13 protein-coding genes and 4 pseudogenes are annotated in these 17,757 nt (G+C 46.9%); 14 read left to right on the top strand and 3 right to left on the bottom strand.

What is annotated here, in order from left to right; genetic code table 11:
• Window positions 1-2: 2 nt before the first annotated feature.
• Together rsgA and rpe are read left to right on the top strand one after the other, a co-directional pair.
• Window positions 3-881, top strand: coding sequence for a ribosome small subunit-dependent GTPase A (gene rsgA / locus MMY81_RS14840; RefSeq protein ID WP_252313503.1), 879 nt, complete (start codon window positions 3-5; stop codon window positions 879-881).
• A 4-nt stretch (window positions 882-885) separates the two neighbouring features.
• Window positions 886-1,530, top strand: coding sequence for a ribulose-phosphate 3-epimerase (gene rpe / locus MMY81_RS14835; RefSeq protein WP_252313502.1), 645 nt, complete (start codon window positions 886-888; stop codon window positions 1,528-1,530).
• A 163-nt stretch (window positions 1,531-1,693) separates the two neighbouring features.
• Here the strand turns inward: rpe and MMY81_RS14830 are convergent.
• Together MMY81_RS14830 and rpmB are read right to left on the bottom strand one after the other, a co-directional pair.
• Window positions 1,694-3,054, bottom strand: a protein-coding gene (locus MMY81_RS14830) for an IS1182 family transposase (protein ID WP_374561984.1) whose coding sequence is annotated in 2 segments (ribosomal slippage) — window positions 1,694-2,473 and window positions 2,476-3,054 — 1,359 coding nt in all. Because the reading frame shifts where the segments join, the coding sequence is not laid out codon by codon here.
• A 148-nt stretch (window positions 3,055-3,202) separates the two neighbouring features.
• Window positions 3,203-3,391, bottom strand: coding sequence for a 50S ribosomal protein L28 (gene rpmB, locus MMY81_RS14825; protein WP_120192291.1), 189 nt, complete (start codon window positions 3,389-3,391; stop codon window positions 3,203-3,205).
• A gap of 246 nt (window positions 3,392-3,637) precedes the next feature.
• On the opposite strand from rpmB, the gene MMY81_RS14820 reads away from it, so the two are divergent.
• The 9 genes and pseudogenes from MMY81_RS14820 to rnc all read left to right on the top strand — a co-directional run bounded on the left by MMY81_RS14820 (window position 3,638) and on the right by rnc (window position 12,698).
• Window positions 3,638-4,000: an Asp23/Gls24 family envelope stress response protein gene (locus MMY81_RS14820; RefSeq protein WP_120192290.1), complete on the top strand. Its 363-nt coding sequence runs from the start codon at window positions 3,638-3,640 to the stop codon at window positions 3,998-4,000.
• A 21-nt stretch (window positions 4,001-4,021) separates the two neighbouring features.
• Window positions 4,022-5,696: pseudogene (locus MMY81_RS14815) on the top strand (DAK2 domain-containing protein).
• Window positions 5,697-6,025: 329 nt separating this feature from the next.
• A complete protein-coding gene (gene recG, locus MMY81_RS14810; RefSeq protein ID WP_252313500.1) occupies window positions 6,026-8,074 on the top strand; it encodes an ATP-dependent DNA helicase RecG in 2,049 nt (682 codons plus the stop codon).
• Window positions 8,075-8,141: 67 nt separating this feature from the next.
• Window positions 8,142-8,698 (top strand): annotated as a pseudogene (gene fapR / locus MMY81_RS14805) (transcription factor FapR).
• 22 nt (window positions 8,699-8,720) lie between these two features.
• Window positions 8,721-9,716 carry a phosphate acyltransferase PlsX gene (gene plsX, locus MMY81_RS14800; protein WP_120192287.1) on the top strand — a complete coding sequence of 332 codons (996 nt, stop codon included), beginning with the start codon at window positions 8,721-8,723 and terminating at the stop codon, window positions 9,714-9,716.
• 46 nt (window positions 9,717-9,762) lie between these two features.
• Window positions 9,763-10,652, top strand: a pseudogene (gene fabD, locus MMY81_RS35305) (ACP S-malonyltransferase).
• Window positions 10,652-11,392 (top strand): 3-oxoacyl-[acyl-carrier-protein] reductase, encoded by a 741-nt coding sequence (gene fabG / locus MMY81_RS14790; RefSeq protein ID WP_120192285.1) that lies wholly within the window; start codon window positions 10,652-10,654, stop codon window positions 11,390-11,392. The pseudogene fabD and the gene fabG overlap by 1 nt, the downstream one beginning before the upstream one ends.
• Before the next feature lie 103 nt (window positions 11,393-11,495).
• Entirely contained in the window at window positions 11,496-11,729 is a 234-nt protein-coding gene (gene acpP, locus MMY81_RS14785; protein WP_120192284.1) for an acyl carrier protein, read from the top strand.
• 240 nt (window positions 11,730-11,969) lie between these two features.
• Window positions 11,970-12,698 (top strand): ribonuclease III, encoded by a 729-nt coding sequence (gene rnc, locus MMY81_RS14780; protein WP_252313499.1) that lies wholly within the window; start codon window positions 11,970-11,972, stop codon window positions 12,696-12,698.
• Between the two features lie 54 nt (window positions 12,699-12,752).
• On the opposite strand, the gene MMY81_RS14775 is transcribed toward rnc, so the two are convergent.
• The gene (locus MMY81_RS14775) at window positions 12,753-12,980 is read right to left on the bottom strand and encodes a DUF1128 domain-containing protein (protein WP_120192283.1); all 228 of its coding nucleotides are present in this window, start codon (window positions 12,978-12,980) and stop codon (window positions 12,753-12,755) included.
• A 206-nt stretch (window positions 12,981-13,186) separates the two neighbouring features.
• Between MMY81_RS14775 and smc the strand changes: the two genes are divergently transcribed.
• From smc to ftsY, 3 genes and pseudogenes are all read left to right on the top strand, one after another.
• Window positions 13,187-15,553 carry a chromosome segregation protein SMC gene (gene smc, locus MMY81_RS14770; RefSeq protein ID WP_252313498.1) on the top strand — a complete coding sequence of 789 codons (2,367 nt, stop codon included), beginning with the start codon at window positions 13,187-13,189 and terminating at the stop codon, window positions 15,551-15,553.
• 604 nt (window positions 15,554-16,157) lie between these two features.
• Window positions 16,158-16,746: pseudogene (locus MMY81_RS36270) on the top strand (chromosome segregation protein SMC); the annotation flags it as partial.
• A 20-nt stretch (window positions 16,747-16,766) separates the two neighbouring features.
• Entirely contained in the window at window positions 16,767-17,744 is a 978-nt protein-coding gene (ftsY, locus tag MMY81_RS14755) for a signal recognition particle-docking protein FtsY (RefSeq protein WP_120192281.1), read from the top strand.
• Window positions 17,745-17,757: the final 13 nt, after the last annotated feature.

The raw sequence follows: 17,757 nt of genomic DNA, 5'->3' as shown, positions 1-17,757 counted from the left end.
GCATGCGAGAAGGACTTATTATTAAAGCACTCAGTGGATTTTATTATGTAAAAAATGACGATGGCGTTTTCCAATGCAGAGGCAGGGGCTTATTTCGAAAACAGAAAATTTCCCCTCTGGTAGGAGATCGGGTGGAGTTTGACGCAGATAATGACAAAGAAGGATACGTCCAGGAAATAAAAGAACGAAAAAACGAGCTCGTCCGCCCATCGGTTGCAAATATTGATCAGGGCATACTCGTGTTTTCAGCGGTCGAACCCGTGTTTTCTACCATGCTGCTGGATCGTTTTCTTGTGCATCTGGAGGCGCATGATATTGAACCTGTTATTGTAGTAACAAAAAAAGACCTGGCTTCCCCTTCAGAACAGGAGGCGATAGAAAAATATGCGGATCTATACCGAAGCATCGGCTATTCTGTTTATTTTTTAAGCGTCCAGACTCCGGAAAGCCTGGAGCAGATCTCCCATTTATTTGCAGGGAAACTTTCCATTTTTGCCGGCCAGTCCGGCGTGGGAAAGTCCACGCTGCTAAATTATCTGAACCCAAAGCTGCAGCTGGAAACAGGTGTTATATCAGACCATTTAAAACGGGGCAAGCATACGACGAGGCACGTAGAGCTGGTGGAAGTATTTGATGGGCTGGTTGCAGACACGCCGGGATTCAGCTCTCTGGAATTTACGGGCCTGCTGAAAGAAAATGTTGATATTTATTTTCCAGAAATGGCAGAAAGGCTGCCGGACTGCAAGTTCAGAGGCTGCAAGCATATAAAGGAACCGGGATGCGCAGTAACGGCTGCCTGGAAAGAAGGCAGTATTGCCGATCACCGCTATCAGCACTATTTACAATTTTATAAAGAAATCGCAGACATTCGGAGGTATTAATTTAATGACAAAAATAGCACCGTCAATTCTAGCCGCAGATTTCGCACGTCTAAAAGAAGAAATTGAAGAAGTGGACAAAGGAGGGGCTGAATACATTCATATTGATGTAATGGACGGTCACTTTGTGCCTAATATTACGATCGGTCCGCTGATTGTAGAAGCTGTCCGTCCGCATACCGAAAAGATATTGGATGTTCATCTAATGATTGAAAATCCGGATCAGTATATTGAAACATTCGCCAAGGCGGGTGCAGACATCATTTCCGTCCATGTGGAAGCGTGCCCGCATCTGCATCGTACGATTGAATTAATTAAACAGTCCGGAAAAAAAGCCGGCGTTGTGTTAAACCCGGCCACTCCGGTTCAAAGCATTCTTCCTATTTTAAAAGAAGTGGACCTTGTATTATTTATGACCGTGAACCCCGGCTTTGGCGGCCAGGCATTTATTCCGGAGGTTATGGATAAAGTAAAAGAGCTGCGGAGTATTATTGATGAAAAAGCCTATCACGCTGAAATTGAAATTGACGGCGGCGTCAATGAAAAAACAGCCCGGCTCTGCGTGGAAGCCGGAGCAGATGTACTTGTAGCAGGATCGGCGATTTACAGTCAAAAAGACCGTGCCCGGGCTATCGAAGCTATCCGCGGCTAGTAACTTATAATAATATTATGTAAACAGATAAAATAAAAAAAGAACAACGGCCATAAGCCGTTGTTCTTTTTCAGGTTGTTGAGAAATGAAAGAAACAAGGTTGTTTTTTCCCGTGGATCGTTCGATCCACGTTTTTTTCACTTCTTTCGCAAAAAATCGTCCTCTAAGCCGACCGTTTGGCGAGATAGAGGGCGATTTTTTTCATGTTTTGACAGGCAGCGGTGAGATGGGCCTGCGCTTGGACAGACGGGTGCCCGCGATACCGCGTGTACCGAAAACCGTGGAGCTCTTTGGCATCGCCAAAGCTCCGTTCGATGGTCTGGCTGCGTAAATGGTACAAGGCTTTTCCTGTCTTCGTTCGTTTTCTTGCTCGCGCCCGGTCTTTCCCATCCTCCCATATATGTCGGCTAATTAACCGGGAGGAAGCGGCAGGCGAAAAACAAGTCTCCCGCATCGGACAGCCCTGACAGTCCTGCGGGCGGGAACGATACTGACGATATCCTTCCCGATCGGTAAGGCGGTAGGTCAACATACAGCCCATCGGGCATACATAGGCTTTTTTGGACGCGATGTATCGAAACTTCCGTTTCGGCAGGTACCGGCGGCTTTTTCCGTAGCGACGGTATCCCATCACCGCATAAATTCCCTGCTCTTCGAGCTTTTTGCACAAATAGCCTGTAAAATAGCCGGCGTCGAGCGCCACCGCCTCTACCGGGAAATCAAACGTAGCCCGCTGCACCTCCAGTCGGTCCAGATACGGATCCGCATCGTGGACGTTACCGGGCGTGATATAGGTATCGGTAATGATATTATATTTGGCGTCCACCGTCCGGTGGTCGAGGTAGAAAAATCCCTGCGGTTTGCCATCTCGCATCATGAATCCACTATCCGGATCAGTCCGACTGATTCGGGTCATCGCTGGGTCGGCGGGCTTCCTCTCCTTCCGGGGTCCGAGCGCTTTTTTCCTTCTTTTTCCCGATCGGCTTGCACTTCGGCTTCCAGTTCTGCTAGATAGGCAGGAACTTTGGGGGATTTGGCTTTACGTAGAAATTTGTTTTTATTGGCATTCGCTTTGACATGGGTGGAGTCACTCACTAAAATCCGACCGTCCACCAATCCATGGCCCTCTGCTTGATGAACAATGGCATTAAAAATATCTTCAAATACGGTGGTATCCAGAAACCGGGTCTGACGGTTCCAGCTGATCGTGGAATGATCTGGAATGCGATCCGTCAGAGAAAGACCAAGAAACCAACGATAGGCGACGTTGGTCTGAAGCTCTTTTTCCAATTGCCGTTCCGAACGAATGCCATAAAAATAGCCGATAAACATCATTTTAAACAACGTGATCGGTGGAATGGAGGGCCGACCGATGGTCGGCGAATAATAGGCAGCCAGTTTTTCTTCAATAAACTGAAAATCAATCATCGTATCAATGGTGCGGAGAAAGTGATCAGCGGGCACCAGTTCTTCTACAGAAACAGTCACTTGATCGCGTCGATGGTTTTTGGCTTTGCCAAGCATCTTAGGATCGCCCCTTTTCTTTTCAGTATACGACCATTCCAGCTGCTTGCCCACAAAAAACTGCCGAGAAAGAAAACTTTCTCGACAGCCTGAAAAAGAACAACGGCCATAAGCCGTTGTTCTTTTTAATGCGCAGGCAATTATATGATTATACGCGCTGCACTTTGCCGGATTTAAGAGCACGAGCAGAAACGTATACACGTTTTGGTTTGCCATCTACTAGGATTCTAACTTTCTGAACGTTAGCATTCCAGCGTCTTTTCGTAGCATTATTAGCGTGGGAACGGTTGTGGCCGGATTTAGGGCCTTTACCGGTAATAAAACATTTGCGAGCCATGAAACGCACCTCCTTTATGTTTCTCTGTACCAATTAATTCATACTAAATGATTTTAGCACAACACTTTCCGCAATGCAATCCTTGTTAAGAAAAGATCTTGACAAGCCCGGCAGTGAATCGGAATCAGCCGCTTTTTTTCAGCGTCTGAATGAAATATACCATAGAAATTGTCCAGCGCTTTCAAAAAAGGCGGGGCTATAGTAAACTATAAGGCAGAATGTTTAATAGGCCGAGGAGGAATATGTATGACAATCGAAGTTTCAACAACGCTTGGAAAAATTGAGATATCTGATGATACGATCTCCACTGCCGCCGGCGGAGCTGCTGTTGACTGCTATGGCATTGTAGGCATGGCCTCCCAAAAGCATTTTAAGGATGGCATCTCTGATCTGCTCAAAAAAGAGAATATCGAAAAAGGAATTGTTCTTCGAAGAGAAAAAGAAGAAGTACATATTGATATGTACATTATTGTAAGCTATGGCATTAAAATATCCGAGGTGGCCTCCAATGTACAAAGTGCAGTGAAGTACCAGATAAAGCATATGCTCGGAATAGATGTAAAGGCTGTTAACGTATATGTCCAGGGAGTAAGAGTGATTGATGCGTAATAGAAATGAGGAGGAAGCAGCGTGTTGGAAAATGAGTTAAAGGCTTCAAAGCTTGCGGATATGCTTGGAGAAGGAGCTGCAATGCTTCATAAGCATGCCCAGGAAGTAGATGCACTAAACGTATTTCCGGTTCCGGATGGGGATACCGGAAAAAACATGAATTTAACTATATCTTCAGGAATGAAAGAAGTAATGGCGGCAGACCACAGTGAGTCAGCTGGAAACACTGCGAAAGCTTTTTCCAAAGGTCTGCTGATGGGAGCAAGAGGAAATTCCGGGGTGATTTTGTCCCAGCTTTTCCGTGGCTTCAGCCAGGTTCTTGAAAAAGAAACGAACGTCACGGCAGTGCAGCTGGCTGCTGCTTTTAATGAAGGGGTGCATACGGCCTATAAAGCTGTCATGAAGCCGGTGGAAGGCACTATTCTAACTGTAGCCAGAGAGGGCGCAGCGTATGCACAGGAACAGCTGCAGGACAGCACGACCCCGGAAGAGTATTTTCGTTTTCTGGTGGAAGGCTCAGAGCAGTCGCTGGCCGGTACTCCGGAACTGCTTCCGATTTTAAAAGAAGTTGGAGTAGTGGACTCCGGCGGACAGGGGCTTGTTTATATTTTATAGAGGGATGTACAACGTGCTGGCCGGTCTGGCCTCATCAGACGCCAGGGAGGAAATACCTTCCTTGGATGATCTCGTGAAGCTTGAGCATCATCAGCAGGCCCAGACACAGCTTTCTACAGAAGATATGGAATACGGCTACTGTACGGAAGTGATGATTTGTTTTGACGAAGAGAAGCTGAATAAACATCCGTATGATGAAACAGCTTTTAGAAACGAGCTGTCTGCATGGGGAGATTCCTTATTGGTCGTAAACGATGAAGAGTTGTTAAAGATACATATTCATGCGGAATATCCGGGTGAAGTGATCAATAGAGCCCAGCGGTACGGATCACTGCGCCATATCAAAGCGGAAGATATGCGCGAGCAGCATCAGGCTATTGTAGAGAAAGAATCCAGGCAGAAAGCCGGCTCAGAAAGACCGAAAAGCCGCTACGGCGTTGTAGCCGTTTCAGCGGGACCTGGAATGGACGAACTGTTTAAAGGCATGGGGGCCCATGAGATTATCAGCGGAGGACAGACCATGAATCCAAGCACAGAGGATTTTCTGCAGGCAATAGAGCGTGTGAACGCCGAGCATGTGTTTCTGCTTCCCAACAATGGAAATATTATTATGGCAGCCGGCCAGGCAGCTGAGGTCGCCGATAAGCAGGCAACGGTTATTGAAACGAAAACGATACCGGAAGGACTAAGCGCGCTTTTAGCTCTGGATGAGTCAAAAGATGTTTCTGCAAACAGCCGTGCTATGGCTGAAGCCAAAAGCCATGTGAAAAGCGGAGAGGTTACTTTTTCTGTGCGGGACACCGTGATAAATGGCAGATCAATTGCAAAAGACGATTATATGGGCATCAGCGGAAAAGATATTATCAGCACGGGGACCGATATAAAAGAAGTAACAAATGAACTTCTCGCCAGCATGATCGACGAAGAGACGGAAATCGTTACGATCATTGAAGGAGAAGATAGTGATGAAGAAACATCGGCAGCTGTCCAGGCTTTTATTGAAAAACATTATGAAGAAGCCGAAGTGGAACGTCATCACGGGGGCCAGCCGCTTTATTCTTATATAATTTCCGTGGAATAGAGCGGAACGAAGCTGGAAGGGGTTAGGGTCACCTTTCCCCTGACGCCTCGTTTTTGCTGGAAATATGAATGAATATATATGCGGATTCGAAATAAATACTGTATCTGAAAGCCTTTTTGTTAAAGAAAAGGCTTTTTTGTTATGAACGGGTTTTCTCCTGTAAAACAAGGGAAGGAGAGTGCTATAATAAAGGCGAACGTACATTTCCACTTTTACTTTTCCGCAGGCCTGGAAAAGCAGGGAGGCTGACTAATGAATATGCAAATTCATTTATTATATAAAAATAAAAAACGCTGCGGCACCGCCTCAAAAGAGAGCGGGTGGCGGCAATGAGTACGATTCATTTAAACGATCCGGTGGCAGTGCTTCATGGAGTTGGCAAAGAAAAAGAGCTCGAACTTCAGCAGATCGGAATAAATACCGTTCAGCAGCTGATTGAGCATTTTCCATATCGATATGAAAATCATGAAATTGTACCAATCCACGAGCTCGAACATGAGCAGAAGGCAACCATTACCGGGACGGTTCAGGGTGAGCCGCTGCTTCGTTATTTCGGCCGGAAGAAATCAAGGCTGACGGTCCGGCTGGTATGTGATGGTATTCTCGTGACGGCTACTTTTTTTAACCGTGCCTTTTTAAAAAATAAAATAAAGCAGGGAGAAGCGATCACCCTGACGGGAAAATGGGATAAACACAGACTGACGATGACCGTGCAGGGATTTCAGGAAGGAGAACCAGATCCTTCTAAAAGTCTGGCTCCGGTTTACTCCATCGGCGGGAATCTCTCGATGTTTCAGCTTAAGAAATTTATTCAGACGGCATTGAAGGAATACAGCAGTGGGATAATAGAAGTCCTTCCGGAGGAATATTTAAAAAAGTATAAGCTTCCCGGCAAACAGAGCGCTTACTGGAGCATTCACCAGCCTGGAAGCCACGAAGAGCTGAAGCATGCGAGACGACGGATTGTTTACGAGGAACTGTTGTTATTTCAGCTTGGCATGCAGGCATTAAAACGATCCAAACGAATGGCGGCTCAGGGGAATAAACTGAGCTACGACAAGCCTGAGCTGAAGAAATTTATTCAAACCATACCGTTTTCTTTAACGGGAGCCCAAAAAAGGTCTGTAAACGAAATTGTGACCGATATGCTCCAGCCCGGAAGAATGAACCGGCTTCTGCAGGGGGATGTTGGGTCCGGAAAAACGGTGGTAGCCCTTATTGTCATGTATGCCCAGTATTTGGGAGGGAACCAGTCTGCGCTTATGGTACCGACGGAAATTCTCGCTGAACAGCATTTTCAATCTTTGCAGCCATTTTTTGAAAATACAGGAGTGAAAATCGGTCTGTTAACCGGCTCGGTGAAAGGCAAGAAAAGACAGGCAGTGTATGAGGCGATTCAGACCGGCGGCGTGGATATTGTAGTGGGCACACATGCTTTAATTCAGGAAGGCGTGGAGTTTCAGCGGCTCGGTCTCGTTATAACGGACGAACAGCACCGTTTTGGCGTGAATCAGAGAAGAACGCTGCAGAGCAAAGGAGAAAAGCCGGATGTTCTTTTTATGACAGCCACCCCTATTCCCCGTACGATGGCCATTTCCGTCTTCGGGGACATGGATGTATCCGTGATCGATGAGATGCCGGCCGGCAGAAAGCCCATTCAAACATTCAGTGCCAAACATACGATGCTTGAGCGGGTGCTTGGATTTATGAAAAAAGAACTGGATCAGGGCAGACAGGGATACGTAATCTGTCCGCTGATTGAAGAATCAGAGATGCTCGATGTGCAGAACGCCATTGATGTACATGCCCAGCTCAGTGCCTACTATACCGATTATAAAGTGGGGTTAATGCACGGCCGGCTTTCAGCGGACGAAAAAGAAGCAGTAATGGCGTCTTTTGCAGAGGGCAGAGTATCGGTGCTTGTCTCCACTACGGTAGTAGAAGTGGGCGTAAACGTACCAAATGCCTCCGTCATGGTTATTTATGACGCGGACCGCTTCGGGCTTGCCCAGCTTCATCAGCTGAGGGGAAGAGTCGGACGAGGCGAAGATCAGTCTTACTGCATTCTGCTTGCCGACCCCAAGTCAGAAACAGGAAAAGAAAGAATGCGTATTATGGAAGATACCAATGACGGGTTTGTTGTTTCCGAAAAAGATCTGGAACTGAGAGGCCCCGGGGATTTCCTGGGAAGCAAACAAAGCGGCCTGCCCTACTTTAAGCTTGCCGATGTAGTTCTGGATTACCGCGCGCTGGAAACCGCCAGGCAGGATGCCCAGGAGCTGATAAACAGTTCCTCTTTCTGGGAGGAAAACGAGTACAGTCCGCTTCGGGATTATCTGCACCGGCATGGCGCCCTGCGCGGGGAAAAGCTTGACTAACGGTTGCAAAAACAGATCTGGAATTATATACTACTTTTATTACCTAGTCATAACATTGGATGGTGGCCTGATGAAATACACTAAAAAGCAGCGCCAGGAAAAATTGCAAAGCAAAATTATAGAAAATCCATTTATTACGGATGAAGATCTGGCTGATTTTTCAGCGTAAGCGTGCAGACCATCCGTCTGGATCGTCTGGCTTTATCGATTCCCGAGCTCAGGGAGCGCATCAAGCATGTAGCCCGTGAGCATCTAGACGATGTGAAAGCACTGCCTGAAGAAGAAGTGATTGGGGAAATTATTGATCTTCAGCTTGATAAGGAAGCAATTTCCCTTCTTGATATAAAAAAAAAACACGTGTTTTCACGAACCGGCATCGCCCGCGGCCATTATTTGTTTGCCCAGGCAAACTCACTGGCGGTTGCTATCATAGATGAAAAGATGGCTTTAACCGCTAAAGCCTCCGTCCACTTTCACCGCCGTGTAAAAGAAGGGGAGCGGGTGATCGCTAAAGCGGAAGTGAAAGGCACCAAGGATGGAAAAACCATTGTACATGTCGTAAGCAATGTTAAAGAAGAAATGGTATTTTATGGAGAGTTTTCCATGTACCGTTCAGGAAAATAAATCAGTTGAAGGAGCCAGTACAATGAGAATCGCTATTGATGTAATGGGAGGCGACCATGCGCCGAAAGCGCATATTGCCGGGGCCATGGCAGCCGTCCGCTCTTTTAAGGATATAGAGTTTACTCTCATTGGAGATGAAACGGAGATTTTAAAACATCTATCCGATAAAAAGCAGATGACTATTCTACATACGACGGAAATGATTGCAGATGATGATACACCGACTAAAGCCGTCCGCAAGAAGAAGGACTCATCAATGGTTCTGGCGGTCCGGGAAGTGAAGGAAGGGCGTGCGGATGCGTGTATTTCTTCTGGTAATACCGGGGCGCTGATGACAGCGGGTCTCCTTCATATCGGCCGGATTCCAGGCATTGAAAGGCCTTCTCTTGCTCCTATGCTGCCGACTATCGGAGGCGAAGGTTTTTTGCTGCTTGATGTGGGAGCGAACATGGATGCCAAAGCTTCCCATCTACTGCAGAATGCAATTATGGGAAGCATATACATGGAAAAAGTGAAAAAAATGGACCGGCCCAGAGTCGGTCTCGTTAACGTAGGTACTGAAGAAGGGAAAGGCAACGAGCTTACCAAGCAGGCTCATCAACTTCTGTCAGCGGCGCCGATTAATTATATTGGAAGCGTAGAAACAAGAGGTCTTCTTGAAGGAGGCTGTGATGTGGTCGTATGCGACGGTTTTTCCGGCAATCTGCTGTTGAAATCCATTGAAGGTACGGCAAAAACCATCTTTAGTCTCCTGAAGCAGGAAATGAACTCCAGCTTGACGAATAAGCTGGCAGCCGGCGTTTTAAGAAGCAGCTTCAAAAATATTGGTGAAAAAATGAACTATGTCCATTACGGCGGCGCAGCCTTATTCGGCTTAAAAGCCCCCGTTATTAAAGCACACGGTTCGTCGGACCATATCGCCATTTTTCATGCGATACGACAGGCAAGGCAGATGGTTGAAGAAGACGTCACATCGGTTATTCAAAAAGAAGTGCAGCAGCAGGAGGAATCGCAATGAAAAAAACAGCCTTTTATTTCCAGGCCAGGGCTCACAATATGTAGGCATGGGAAAAGAATTATACGAAAGCTCTTCAGACGCAAAAGAACTGCTTGACCGGGCGGATAAGGTGCTTGGTTTTTCGTTAACGGATTTAATGTTTAACGGACCTGAGGAAAAGCTGAAACAAACCGAGCATGCCCAGCCGGCTCTTTTAGCAGCAAGTATTATCGCATGGAAAGAGCTGGACAAGCAGGGCGTGAAGGCAGATTATACCGCCGGCCACAGCCTGGGGGAATATTCAGCAGCTGTCGCATCCGGCGTACTGTCTTTTGAAGATGCCGTGCAGGCGGTTCATCAGCGCGGCCTATTTATGGAAGAGGCCGTACCGGCAGGAAAAGGCGCTATGGCAGCCATAATGGGGATGGACAGGGAAGAGCTTGAGCAGGTAACCCGCTCTGTCACGGCGGGAAGCGTTGAGCTGGCCAATATTAATGCCCCGGCCAGATTGTTATCTCCGGCGATAAAGAAGCCGTAGAGGAAGCAGGAGAAGCTGCGAAAGAGCAGGGAGCAAAAAAAGTGATTCCGCTCTCTGTCAGCGGGCCATTTCATTCAAAGGGAATGGAACCGGCAAAAAACAAGTTAGCCGATGTTCTGGATGAGATCGTCTTTACCGAAGCGCAGATTCCACTGGTGTCCAATGTAACGGCTGAACCTGTAAGAGATAAAGAAAAGATAAAATCCCAGCTGATTGAGCAGGTGACTTCTCCCGTGCTTTGGGAGGATTCGATGAAAAAACTGATCGAAGAAGGCACCGTAACATTTATTGAAGTAGGTCCGGGCAAAGTACTAAGCGGACTGATGCGCAGAATTCAGCGCCGCGGCCTGGATGTTATGGCAGCAGAAGATACGGAGACGATTAATAAAGCAGCAGAATCATGGAAGGGAGAGGTATAATGCTAAAAGGCCAGTCCGCCCTTGTAACCGGAGGATCCAGAGGAATTGGAAAAGCTATTGCGGTTGAACTTGCAAAGCAGGGAGTCAACGTAGCTGTAAACTATTCAGGTAACAGGGAAAAAGCAGAAGAAGTGGCGAATTCGTGCCGTAAGTACGACGTGGAAGCTTTCACCTGGAAAGCAGATATTTCAAAAGAAGAAGAAGTAAAAACAATGCTTAAGGAAGTTACTTCCGCCTTTGGAGGACTCGATATTCTTGTAAATAACGCAGGTATTACGAGAGACAACCTCATGATGCGGATGAAAGAGGACGATTGGGACGACGTGATGAACATTAACCTAAAAGGCGTGTTCTTCTGTTCCAAAGCAGCGGCCCGTACAATGTCCAAGCAGCGCAGTGGAAAAATCATTAATATTGCCTCGGTGGTCGGACTGACAGGGAATCCGGGACAGGCAAACTATACGGCTGCCAAAGCGGGCGTGATCGGATTAACAAAAACGATGGCCAAAGAGTTTGCTTCCCGTAATATTCAGGTGAATGCTGTAGCACCCGGATTTATTGCTACGGATATGACCGAACAGATGTCGGAAGAAGCCCGGGACGCCGTGCTTTCACAGATACCGGCTTCCCACCTCGGAAAACCGGACGATGTGGCACATGCTGTAACGTTTCTTGCGTCAAGCAGCGCAGGCTACATTACGGGGCAGACAATCAACGTAGACGGCGGCATGGTGATGTAGGGTTTCAAGGTGCCTTGTAGAAAAAGGGTGGTTTTTTCAGGGTACATCTTCTATAATGTCTAATAGTGTGAGAATGATATATTCTCTCGAGGAGGTGAAAAGCATGGCAGATGTGGAAGAACGCGTAAAAGGTATTGTAGTGGAACGCCTCGGTGTAGAGGAAACAGAAGTAACCAGAGAAGCTAGATTCAAAGAAGATCTGGGCGCTGACTCATTGGACGTCGTCGAGCTTGTAATGGAGCTTGAAGATGAGTTTGACCTGGAAATTTCTGATGAAGACGCAGAAAAGATTGTTACTGTGGCTGATGTAGTAGATTACATACAGGCTCAGCAATAATACCCTGGTTATTATTACTTCTTTTAATAAAGAGTATTTGATATGCTGTATATGAATAAGCCAAGTTCTATAAGGAACTTGGCTGTTTCTATATAAGTCTGTAGAAAATGAAAAGAAAAGCACAGCTGCCGATCAGGCGCTGATGTTTTAAAGAGGAGAAAGAGTGATGCCAAAAGATATGTCACATTCATCAGGCCAAAAACCGCCGGTATCGAAAAAAGAAAAAAAACGCGGGCAAAAATGGTGTTTCCTCCTGAACAAAAGCAGCGTATCAAAGACAAAATGGCGCAGCTCGGATTTACTTTTCAGGCAGAACATTTACTATTACAGGCTTTTACGCATTCATCCTATGTGAATGAGCATCGGATCCGGTCTGTGCAGGATAATGAAAGACTGGAGTTTCTAGGAGATGCAGTAGTCGAACTGGCTGTTTCCCGCTATTTATATACTCATTTCCCGGATATGAGCGAGGGGGAAATGACAAAGCTCCGCGCGGCAGCTGTATGCGAACCGTCCTTATCAAAGCTTGCAAAGGAACAAGGATTCGGTGAGCTTGTATTCATCGGAAAAGGAGAAGAAATGACGGGGGGAAGACTCCGCCCGGCGCTGCTTGCTGATGTATACGAATCGTTTCTCGGAGCTTTGTATCTCGATCAGGGAATGGAACAGGCTCAGTTGTTTTTAAATGAGTCCATGTTTACAAAGCTGAAAAACGGTGCTTTTTCGCATATGATGGATTTTAAAAGCCAGCTTCAGGAAACGATCCAAAAAGAAAATGGTGGAACGCTCCTGTATGAAATTCAGGATGAAAGAGGACCTGCCCACAGCCGGGAGTTCTCTGCTGTGCTTAAACTTGATGATACGGTACTCGGGGAAGGCACCGGACGATCTAAAAAAGAAGCAGAACAGCAGGCGGCTGAAAACGCCTTGAAATATTTAGAACAGAACCGCAGCAGCGGCCCCCAGTAAAAAAAGACCGCTACTCTTTCCCGGGAAAGAGTAGCGGTCTTCTATTCGGGCAGCTTATCTGCCTTTGGTCAGTTTTCCGAGCTCAGATACGATAGCGTCCATTTCGCTTACGCTGAACTTATCTTTGCTGCTTACCATATCGTATAATTCTTTGATCTCATCATAACGGTTCAGGTCAAAGTTTTCAGCATCAAGTGCTGCCGGGTTTACAATTTGAAGCTTTATTCTCATAACGTCCATCATTTCATGAACATTTTCTGTCGTTGGTTCCTGTAAACTCACTCTATCTCCTCCAGATTATCCGATAATTATTTATTGTAGGGGTTTTTCATGAAAAGAGCAAAGGTAAATTACAGGATGAATGCTTCTGAACCCTGAAGGAATATGATAAAATAAAGTGTTGCAGTGAAATATCAGCGCAGAACCTGGACAAGACGTCCAGCACATGCCGGCTGAAATAAAATACGAAATGATAGAGGGGGAATTGGATGTTCCTCAAACGATTGGAAATTCAAGGATTTAAATCCTTTGCTGAAGAGATGGACATAGAATTTACACCGGGAATGACAACCGTCGTTGGTCCCAACGGCAGTGGAAAAAGCAATATCGCAGATGGTATACGCTGGGTGCTCGGCGAACAGTCGCCCCGTTCCCTGCGCGGTTCAAAAATGGAAGACGTAATTTTTGCAGGCAGTGATACAAGGGCGCCGTTGAACATGGCGGAAGTAACCCTGGTCCTGAATAATGAACAGGAAGAGCTCGGCATGGAGTGGAGCGAAATAAGCGTGACGCGCAAGCTGTATCGTTCCGGGGAAAGTGAATACTTAATAAACAGGCAGCCGTGCCGGCGCAGGGATATTGTCGATTTGTTTATGGACTCCGGAATGGGAAGAGAAGCTTTTTCCATTATCGGGCAGGGCAGGGTGGAAGAAGTACTGTCGAGCCGGCCGGAAGACAGGCGTTCCATATTTGAAGAAGCTGCCGGTGTGCTTAAATATAAACAAAGAAAACAACAGGCCGGACGGAAACTCGAAGATACCGTAGAAAATCTGCAGCGGGTCGAAGATATTCTGCACGAACTGGAAAGTCAGATTGAGCCGTTAAAAGAACAGGCATCGCTTGCAAAGGAATACCTGGAAAAGTCCGAAGAGCTTGAACAACAGGAAGCTGCCCTGACCGTATATGAAATAGAAGAACGGCATGCCCTGTGGAAAGCGCAGGTCGAAACAGCGGAACAGCTGGAAAGAAAGTACAAACAAACGGAAAAAGAATGGGCATCTCTTCAGGACGAGCGCGAACGGTTAACGAGCAGGATAAAAAAGCAAGCCAGCGAGCTGGAAGAAGATCAGCAGAAATATATGGCGCTCCGGGAACAGCTTGAAAAAGAAGAAGGAAGACGCCTGCTTTTTCAGGAAAAAGAAAAAAATATTGAAGAAAAAAAAGCAGAACTGCAGCAAAGAATCGAGCAATTGCACGTGCAGGCAGACTTCAGCCAAAAAGAATGGGAAGCTCAAACAGACGAGCTCCAGCAGATGAAAACAAAAGAGGATCAGGTAAAAGAATCCCTGTCGCTCATTCAAAAGCAGCTTGCAGAAAACATGCATTCCCTGCAGCCGCAGATTGAAGAAATGAAGTCGGATTATATTGAAAAGCTCAATGCGCGCGCTGCCATCCGCAACGAAGAAAAATACCTTCAGGATCAACAGGCAGGAATGCGCCGTAAGGCAGGGTCGGCTGATGCGGAAAATGAAGCTTTTCTGAATGAACGTAAAGAAGCTGAAGCCGCATTTGCGGAAAAACAGGAAGAAAGCAGCGAATGGAGCAGGGAGGATGCTGCCTGCAAAGAAGCTGAAGAACTGGCCGAAAAAAACAGCCGTCTGGCAGGCGGAAAAGCTTCTGAAAAAGAAAAACAAATGTACAAAGCCTACCGCTACCTGGATGAAGCAAAATCGAGGCTCTCGCTTCTAAAAGAAATGGAAACCGACTACTCCGGTTTTAATCAAGGGGTAAAAGAAATATTAAAAGCACGAAGCACGAAGCTCAACGGCATTATCGGAGCAGTAGCAGAACTTATAACGGTACCGGATAAATATGTAACGGCTGTGGAAACAGCCCTTGGTGCTGCGATGCAGCATATCGTCGTCGAAGAAGAGGCAGACGCACGCGGAGCAATTTCCTATTTAAAACAGCAGAAAAAAGGCAGAGCAACCTTTCTGCCAATAACATCGATACGCCGGAAAGAAGTACCGGCTAACACGAAAAAACAGCTGGAACAGATGGCGGGCTTTGAGGGAGTGGCAGCCAGTCATATTTCCGCAGATAACAAATACCACGCTATCGTGCATTCCCTGCTGGGCCATGTGATTTTAGCTGCAGATCTGGAAGCGGCCAATCAAATGGCCAGACAGTCCGGGTTCCGGGTACGGATAGTGACGCTGGAAGGTGACGTAGTAAATCCCGGCGGCTCTATGACCGGCGGGGCCCTGCAGCGGCAGGGATCGGCTCTGCTCGGCAGAAAGCAGGAAAGAATCAAGCTTGAGGCCTCTTTAAAAGACATGCAGGAAAAGACGATTCAGCTTGAAACAGAAGCAGAACAGGCCAAAGAGGAAGCCGGAAAACAATATGAAGCCTGGCAGGCTGCAAAATCCAGGCGGGAACAGGCCCGCTTAAAAGCAGAAGAAGCCAGAGGACTGGCTCAGGAAGCAAAAGCAAAGCTCGACAATGTTACTTCAAAGCTGTCCCATTATGATAGAGAAGCCCTTTCACTTCAGACAGAACTGAATCGCATTCAGGAAAGAGAAGCGCTTCTTCAGGAAAATAAAGAATCCGTGCAGGCGGCTCGAAAAACTGGATGAAGATATCTCAGCAGTTGAACAAAAAGAAACAGCCAGAACAGCGCTGATTACTGAAGCGAAAGAAAAAGAAACAGCCTTGAAAATGGAATGGTCGGCGCTTCACGAAACCGTAATCAACCAGGAAAGAGAAGCCGCCCGTCTAAAAAAAGAACACGAGCAGAAAAAAGCAGAACTGCAGAGTGCCTCAGAAGATCTGGAGTATTTTGCAAGCGATATTGTCTCGATGCAGGGCGGTGAAAAACAGCTTCAGTCCGACATAAATGAAGTGAAAGAGGCCATAGAGGAACTTTCCGCCAGGATAGAAACGGTGCGTACAGACCAGCAGCAAAAAACAGAAAAAAATGAAGAAATGGAACAAACACAGATGAGACTGCAAAAAAAGCAGACCCAGGAACAAAACAGCCACCATGAAGCAAAAGTGCAGATGAATCGTCTTGATGCAGAGCTGGAAACGAGACTGCAGTTTATACAGGATCATTTGTCCATGAGCTTTGAGCGGGCGAAAGAGACGTATACATTAGAAGACGATCCGGAAGCGGTCCGCGACAGGATTCATCTGCTGAAGCTGGACATTTCCGAGCTGGGAACAGTGAATCTGGGCGCAGTTGAAGAATATGACAGAGTACACGAACGGTTCACCTTCCTGTCCGGTCAAAAGCAGGATCTGACCGGAGCAAAAGAATCGCTGGATGAAGTAATGGCGGAAATGGATGAAGAAGTAACCCGCCGCTTCAACGAATCTTTTACGGCCATAAAAAAAGAATTTCAGCAGATATACGCGGAGTTATTCGGAGGCGGGAAGCTGATCTGTACCTGACCAATCCGGATGATCTGCTGACAACGGAGTGGACATTATGGCCCGTCCTCCTGGGAAAAAGAGACAGCATTTATCGTTATTGTCCGGAGGCGAAAAGGCTCTGACGGCCATTGCGCTTTTGTTTGCCATCGTAAAGGTAAAGCCGGCGCCCTTCTGCGTGCTCGATGAAGTAGAGGCGGCACTCGATGAAGCCAACGTAACCAGGTTCGCCAGATATCTACGGACCTTCAGCGAAACCACCCAGTTTATTGTGATCAGCCACCGTAAAGGCACGATGGAGGAAGCGGATGTGCTGTACGGGGTGACGATGCAGGAATCCGGCGTTTCACGAATGGTTTCCGTTCGGCTTGAAGAGGCAATGAAAGCAACTGTATAAGAAAATCGAGGAGGAAGATGATGAGCTTTTTTGATAAATTAAAAAATAAATTTTCCAATCAATCAGATGGCGTGACCTCCAAATTTAAAGACGGCCTCTCCAAAACAAGAGATAATTTCACCGGCCGTATGAATGAGCTGTTCGCGCAGTACCGGACAGTAGATGAAGACTTTTTTGAAGAACTGGAAGAAATTCTGATCGGAGCCGATGTAGGGGTGACGACGGTAATGGAGCTGGTGGAAGAGCTCGAACACGAAGCCCGCATTCAAAACATTACGGATACGAGAAAGCTGGCTCCGGTTATCAGCGAAAAACTGGCCGCAAAGCTGGAGAAGCGGGAGGACGATACCCGGCTTAACGTTCAAAAGGATGGGCTTACTGTCTTTTTATTCGTAGGTGTTAACGGTGTAGGCAAAACAACGACCATTGGAAAAGTTGCCCATTCTTTTAAGCAGGAAGGGAAAAAGGTCATGCTTGCTGCAGGTGACACGTTCCGTGCCGGAGCAATTGAACAGCTCGAAGTGTGGGGAGAGCGGGTAGGCGTTGATGTGATTAAGCAGCAGGCAGGATCAGATCCTGCGGCGGTGATGTATGATGCCATCCAGTCAGCCCGTTCGAGAAAAGCAGATATTCTGCTCTGCGATACAGCCGGCCGGCTGCAAAACAAAGTGAATTTGATGAATGAGCTTGAAAAAGTAAAGCGTGTTATCAGCAAAGAAATTCCCGATGCGCCGCATGAAGTGCTTCTCGTACTAGATGCCACAACAGGCCAGAACGCGCTCAGCCAGGCAAAAACGTTTAAGCAGGTAACGAATATAAGCGGCATTGTTCTCACGAAACTTGATGGTACGGCGAAGGGCGGAATCGTGCTCGCTATTAGAAACGAACTTGATGTACCGGTAAAACTGATCGGACTGGGTGAAAAAGTCGAGGATCTGCAACCATTTGACGCCGAACAGTTCGTTTACGGTCTGTTCAAAGAACTCGTGGAAGCATAAGCTGTTAAGTTAT

This window comes from Sinobaca sp. H24 (assembly GCF_023845525.1).
The sequence above is the reverse complement of the archived record's forward strand: the minus strand, read 5'-3'. Positions and strand labels throughout refer to the sequence as shown.

What these genes read in the sequence shown, in the direction of transcription:
- recG (WP_252313500.1), top strand. Translation starts at nt 6,026, where the DNA reads ATGAGTACGATTCATTTAAACGATCCGGTGGCAGTGCTTCATGGAGTT.
- plsX (WP_120192287.1), top strand. Translation starts at nt 8,721, where the DNA reads ATGAGAATCGCTATTGATGTAATGGGAGGCGACCATGCGCCGAAAGCG.
- ftsY (WP_120192281.1), top strand. Translation starts at nt 16,767, where the DNA reads ATGAGCTTTTTTGATAAATTAAAAAATAAATTTTCCAATCAATCAGAT.
- smc (WP_252313498.1), top strand. Translation starts at nt 13,187, where the DNA reads ATGTTCCTCAAACGATTGGAAATTCAAGGATTTAAATCCTTTGCTGAA.
- acpP (WP_120192284.1), top strand. Translation starts at nt 11,496, where the DNA reads ATGGCAGATGTGGAAGAACGCGTAAAAGGTATTGTAGTGGAACGCCTC.
- MMY81_RS14820 (WP_120192290.1), top strand. Translation starts at nt 3,638, where the DNA reads ATGACAATCGAAGTTTCAACAACGCTTGGAAAAATTGAGATATCTGAT.
- fabG (WP_120192285.1), top strand. Translation starts at nt 10,652, where the DNA reads ATGCTAAAAGGCCAGTCCGCCCTTGTAACCGGAGGATCCAGAGGAATT.
- rpmB (WP_120192291.1), bottom strand. Translation starts at nt 3,391, where the DNA reads ATGGCTCGCAAATGTTTTATTACCGGTAAAGGCCCTAAATCCGGCCAC.
- rsgA (WP_252313503.1), top strand. Translation starts at nt 3, where the DNA reads ATGCGAGAAGGACTTATTATTAAAGCACTCAGTGGATTTTATTATGTA.
- rnc (WP_252313499.1), top strand. Translation starts at nt 11,970, where the DNA reads ATGGTGTTTCCTCCTGAACAAAAGCAGCGTATCAAAGACAAAATGGCG.
- rpe (WP_252313502.1), top strand. Translation starts at nt 886, where the DNA reads ATGACAAAAATAGCACCGTCAATTCTAGCCGCAGATTTCGCACGTCTA.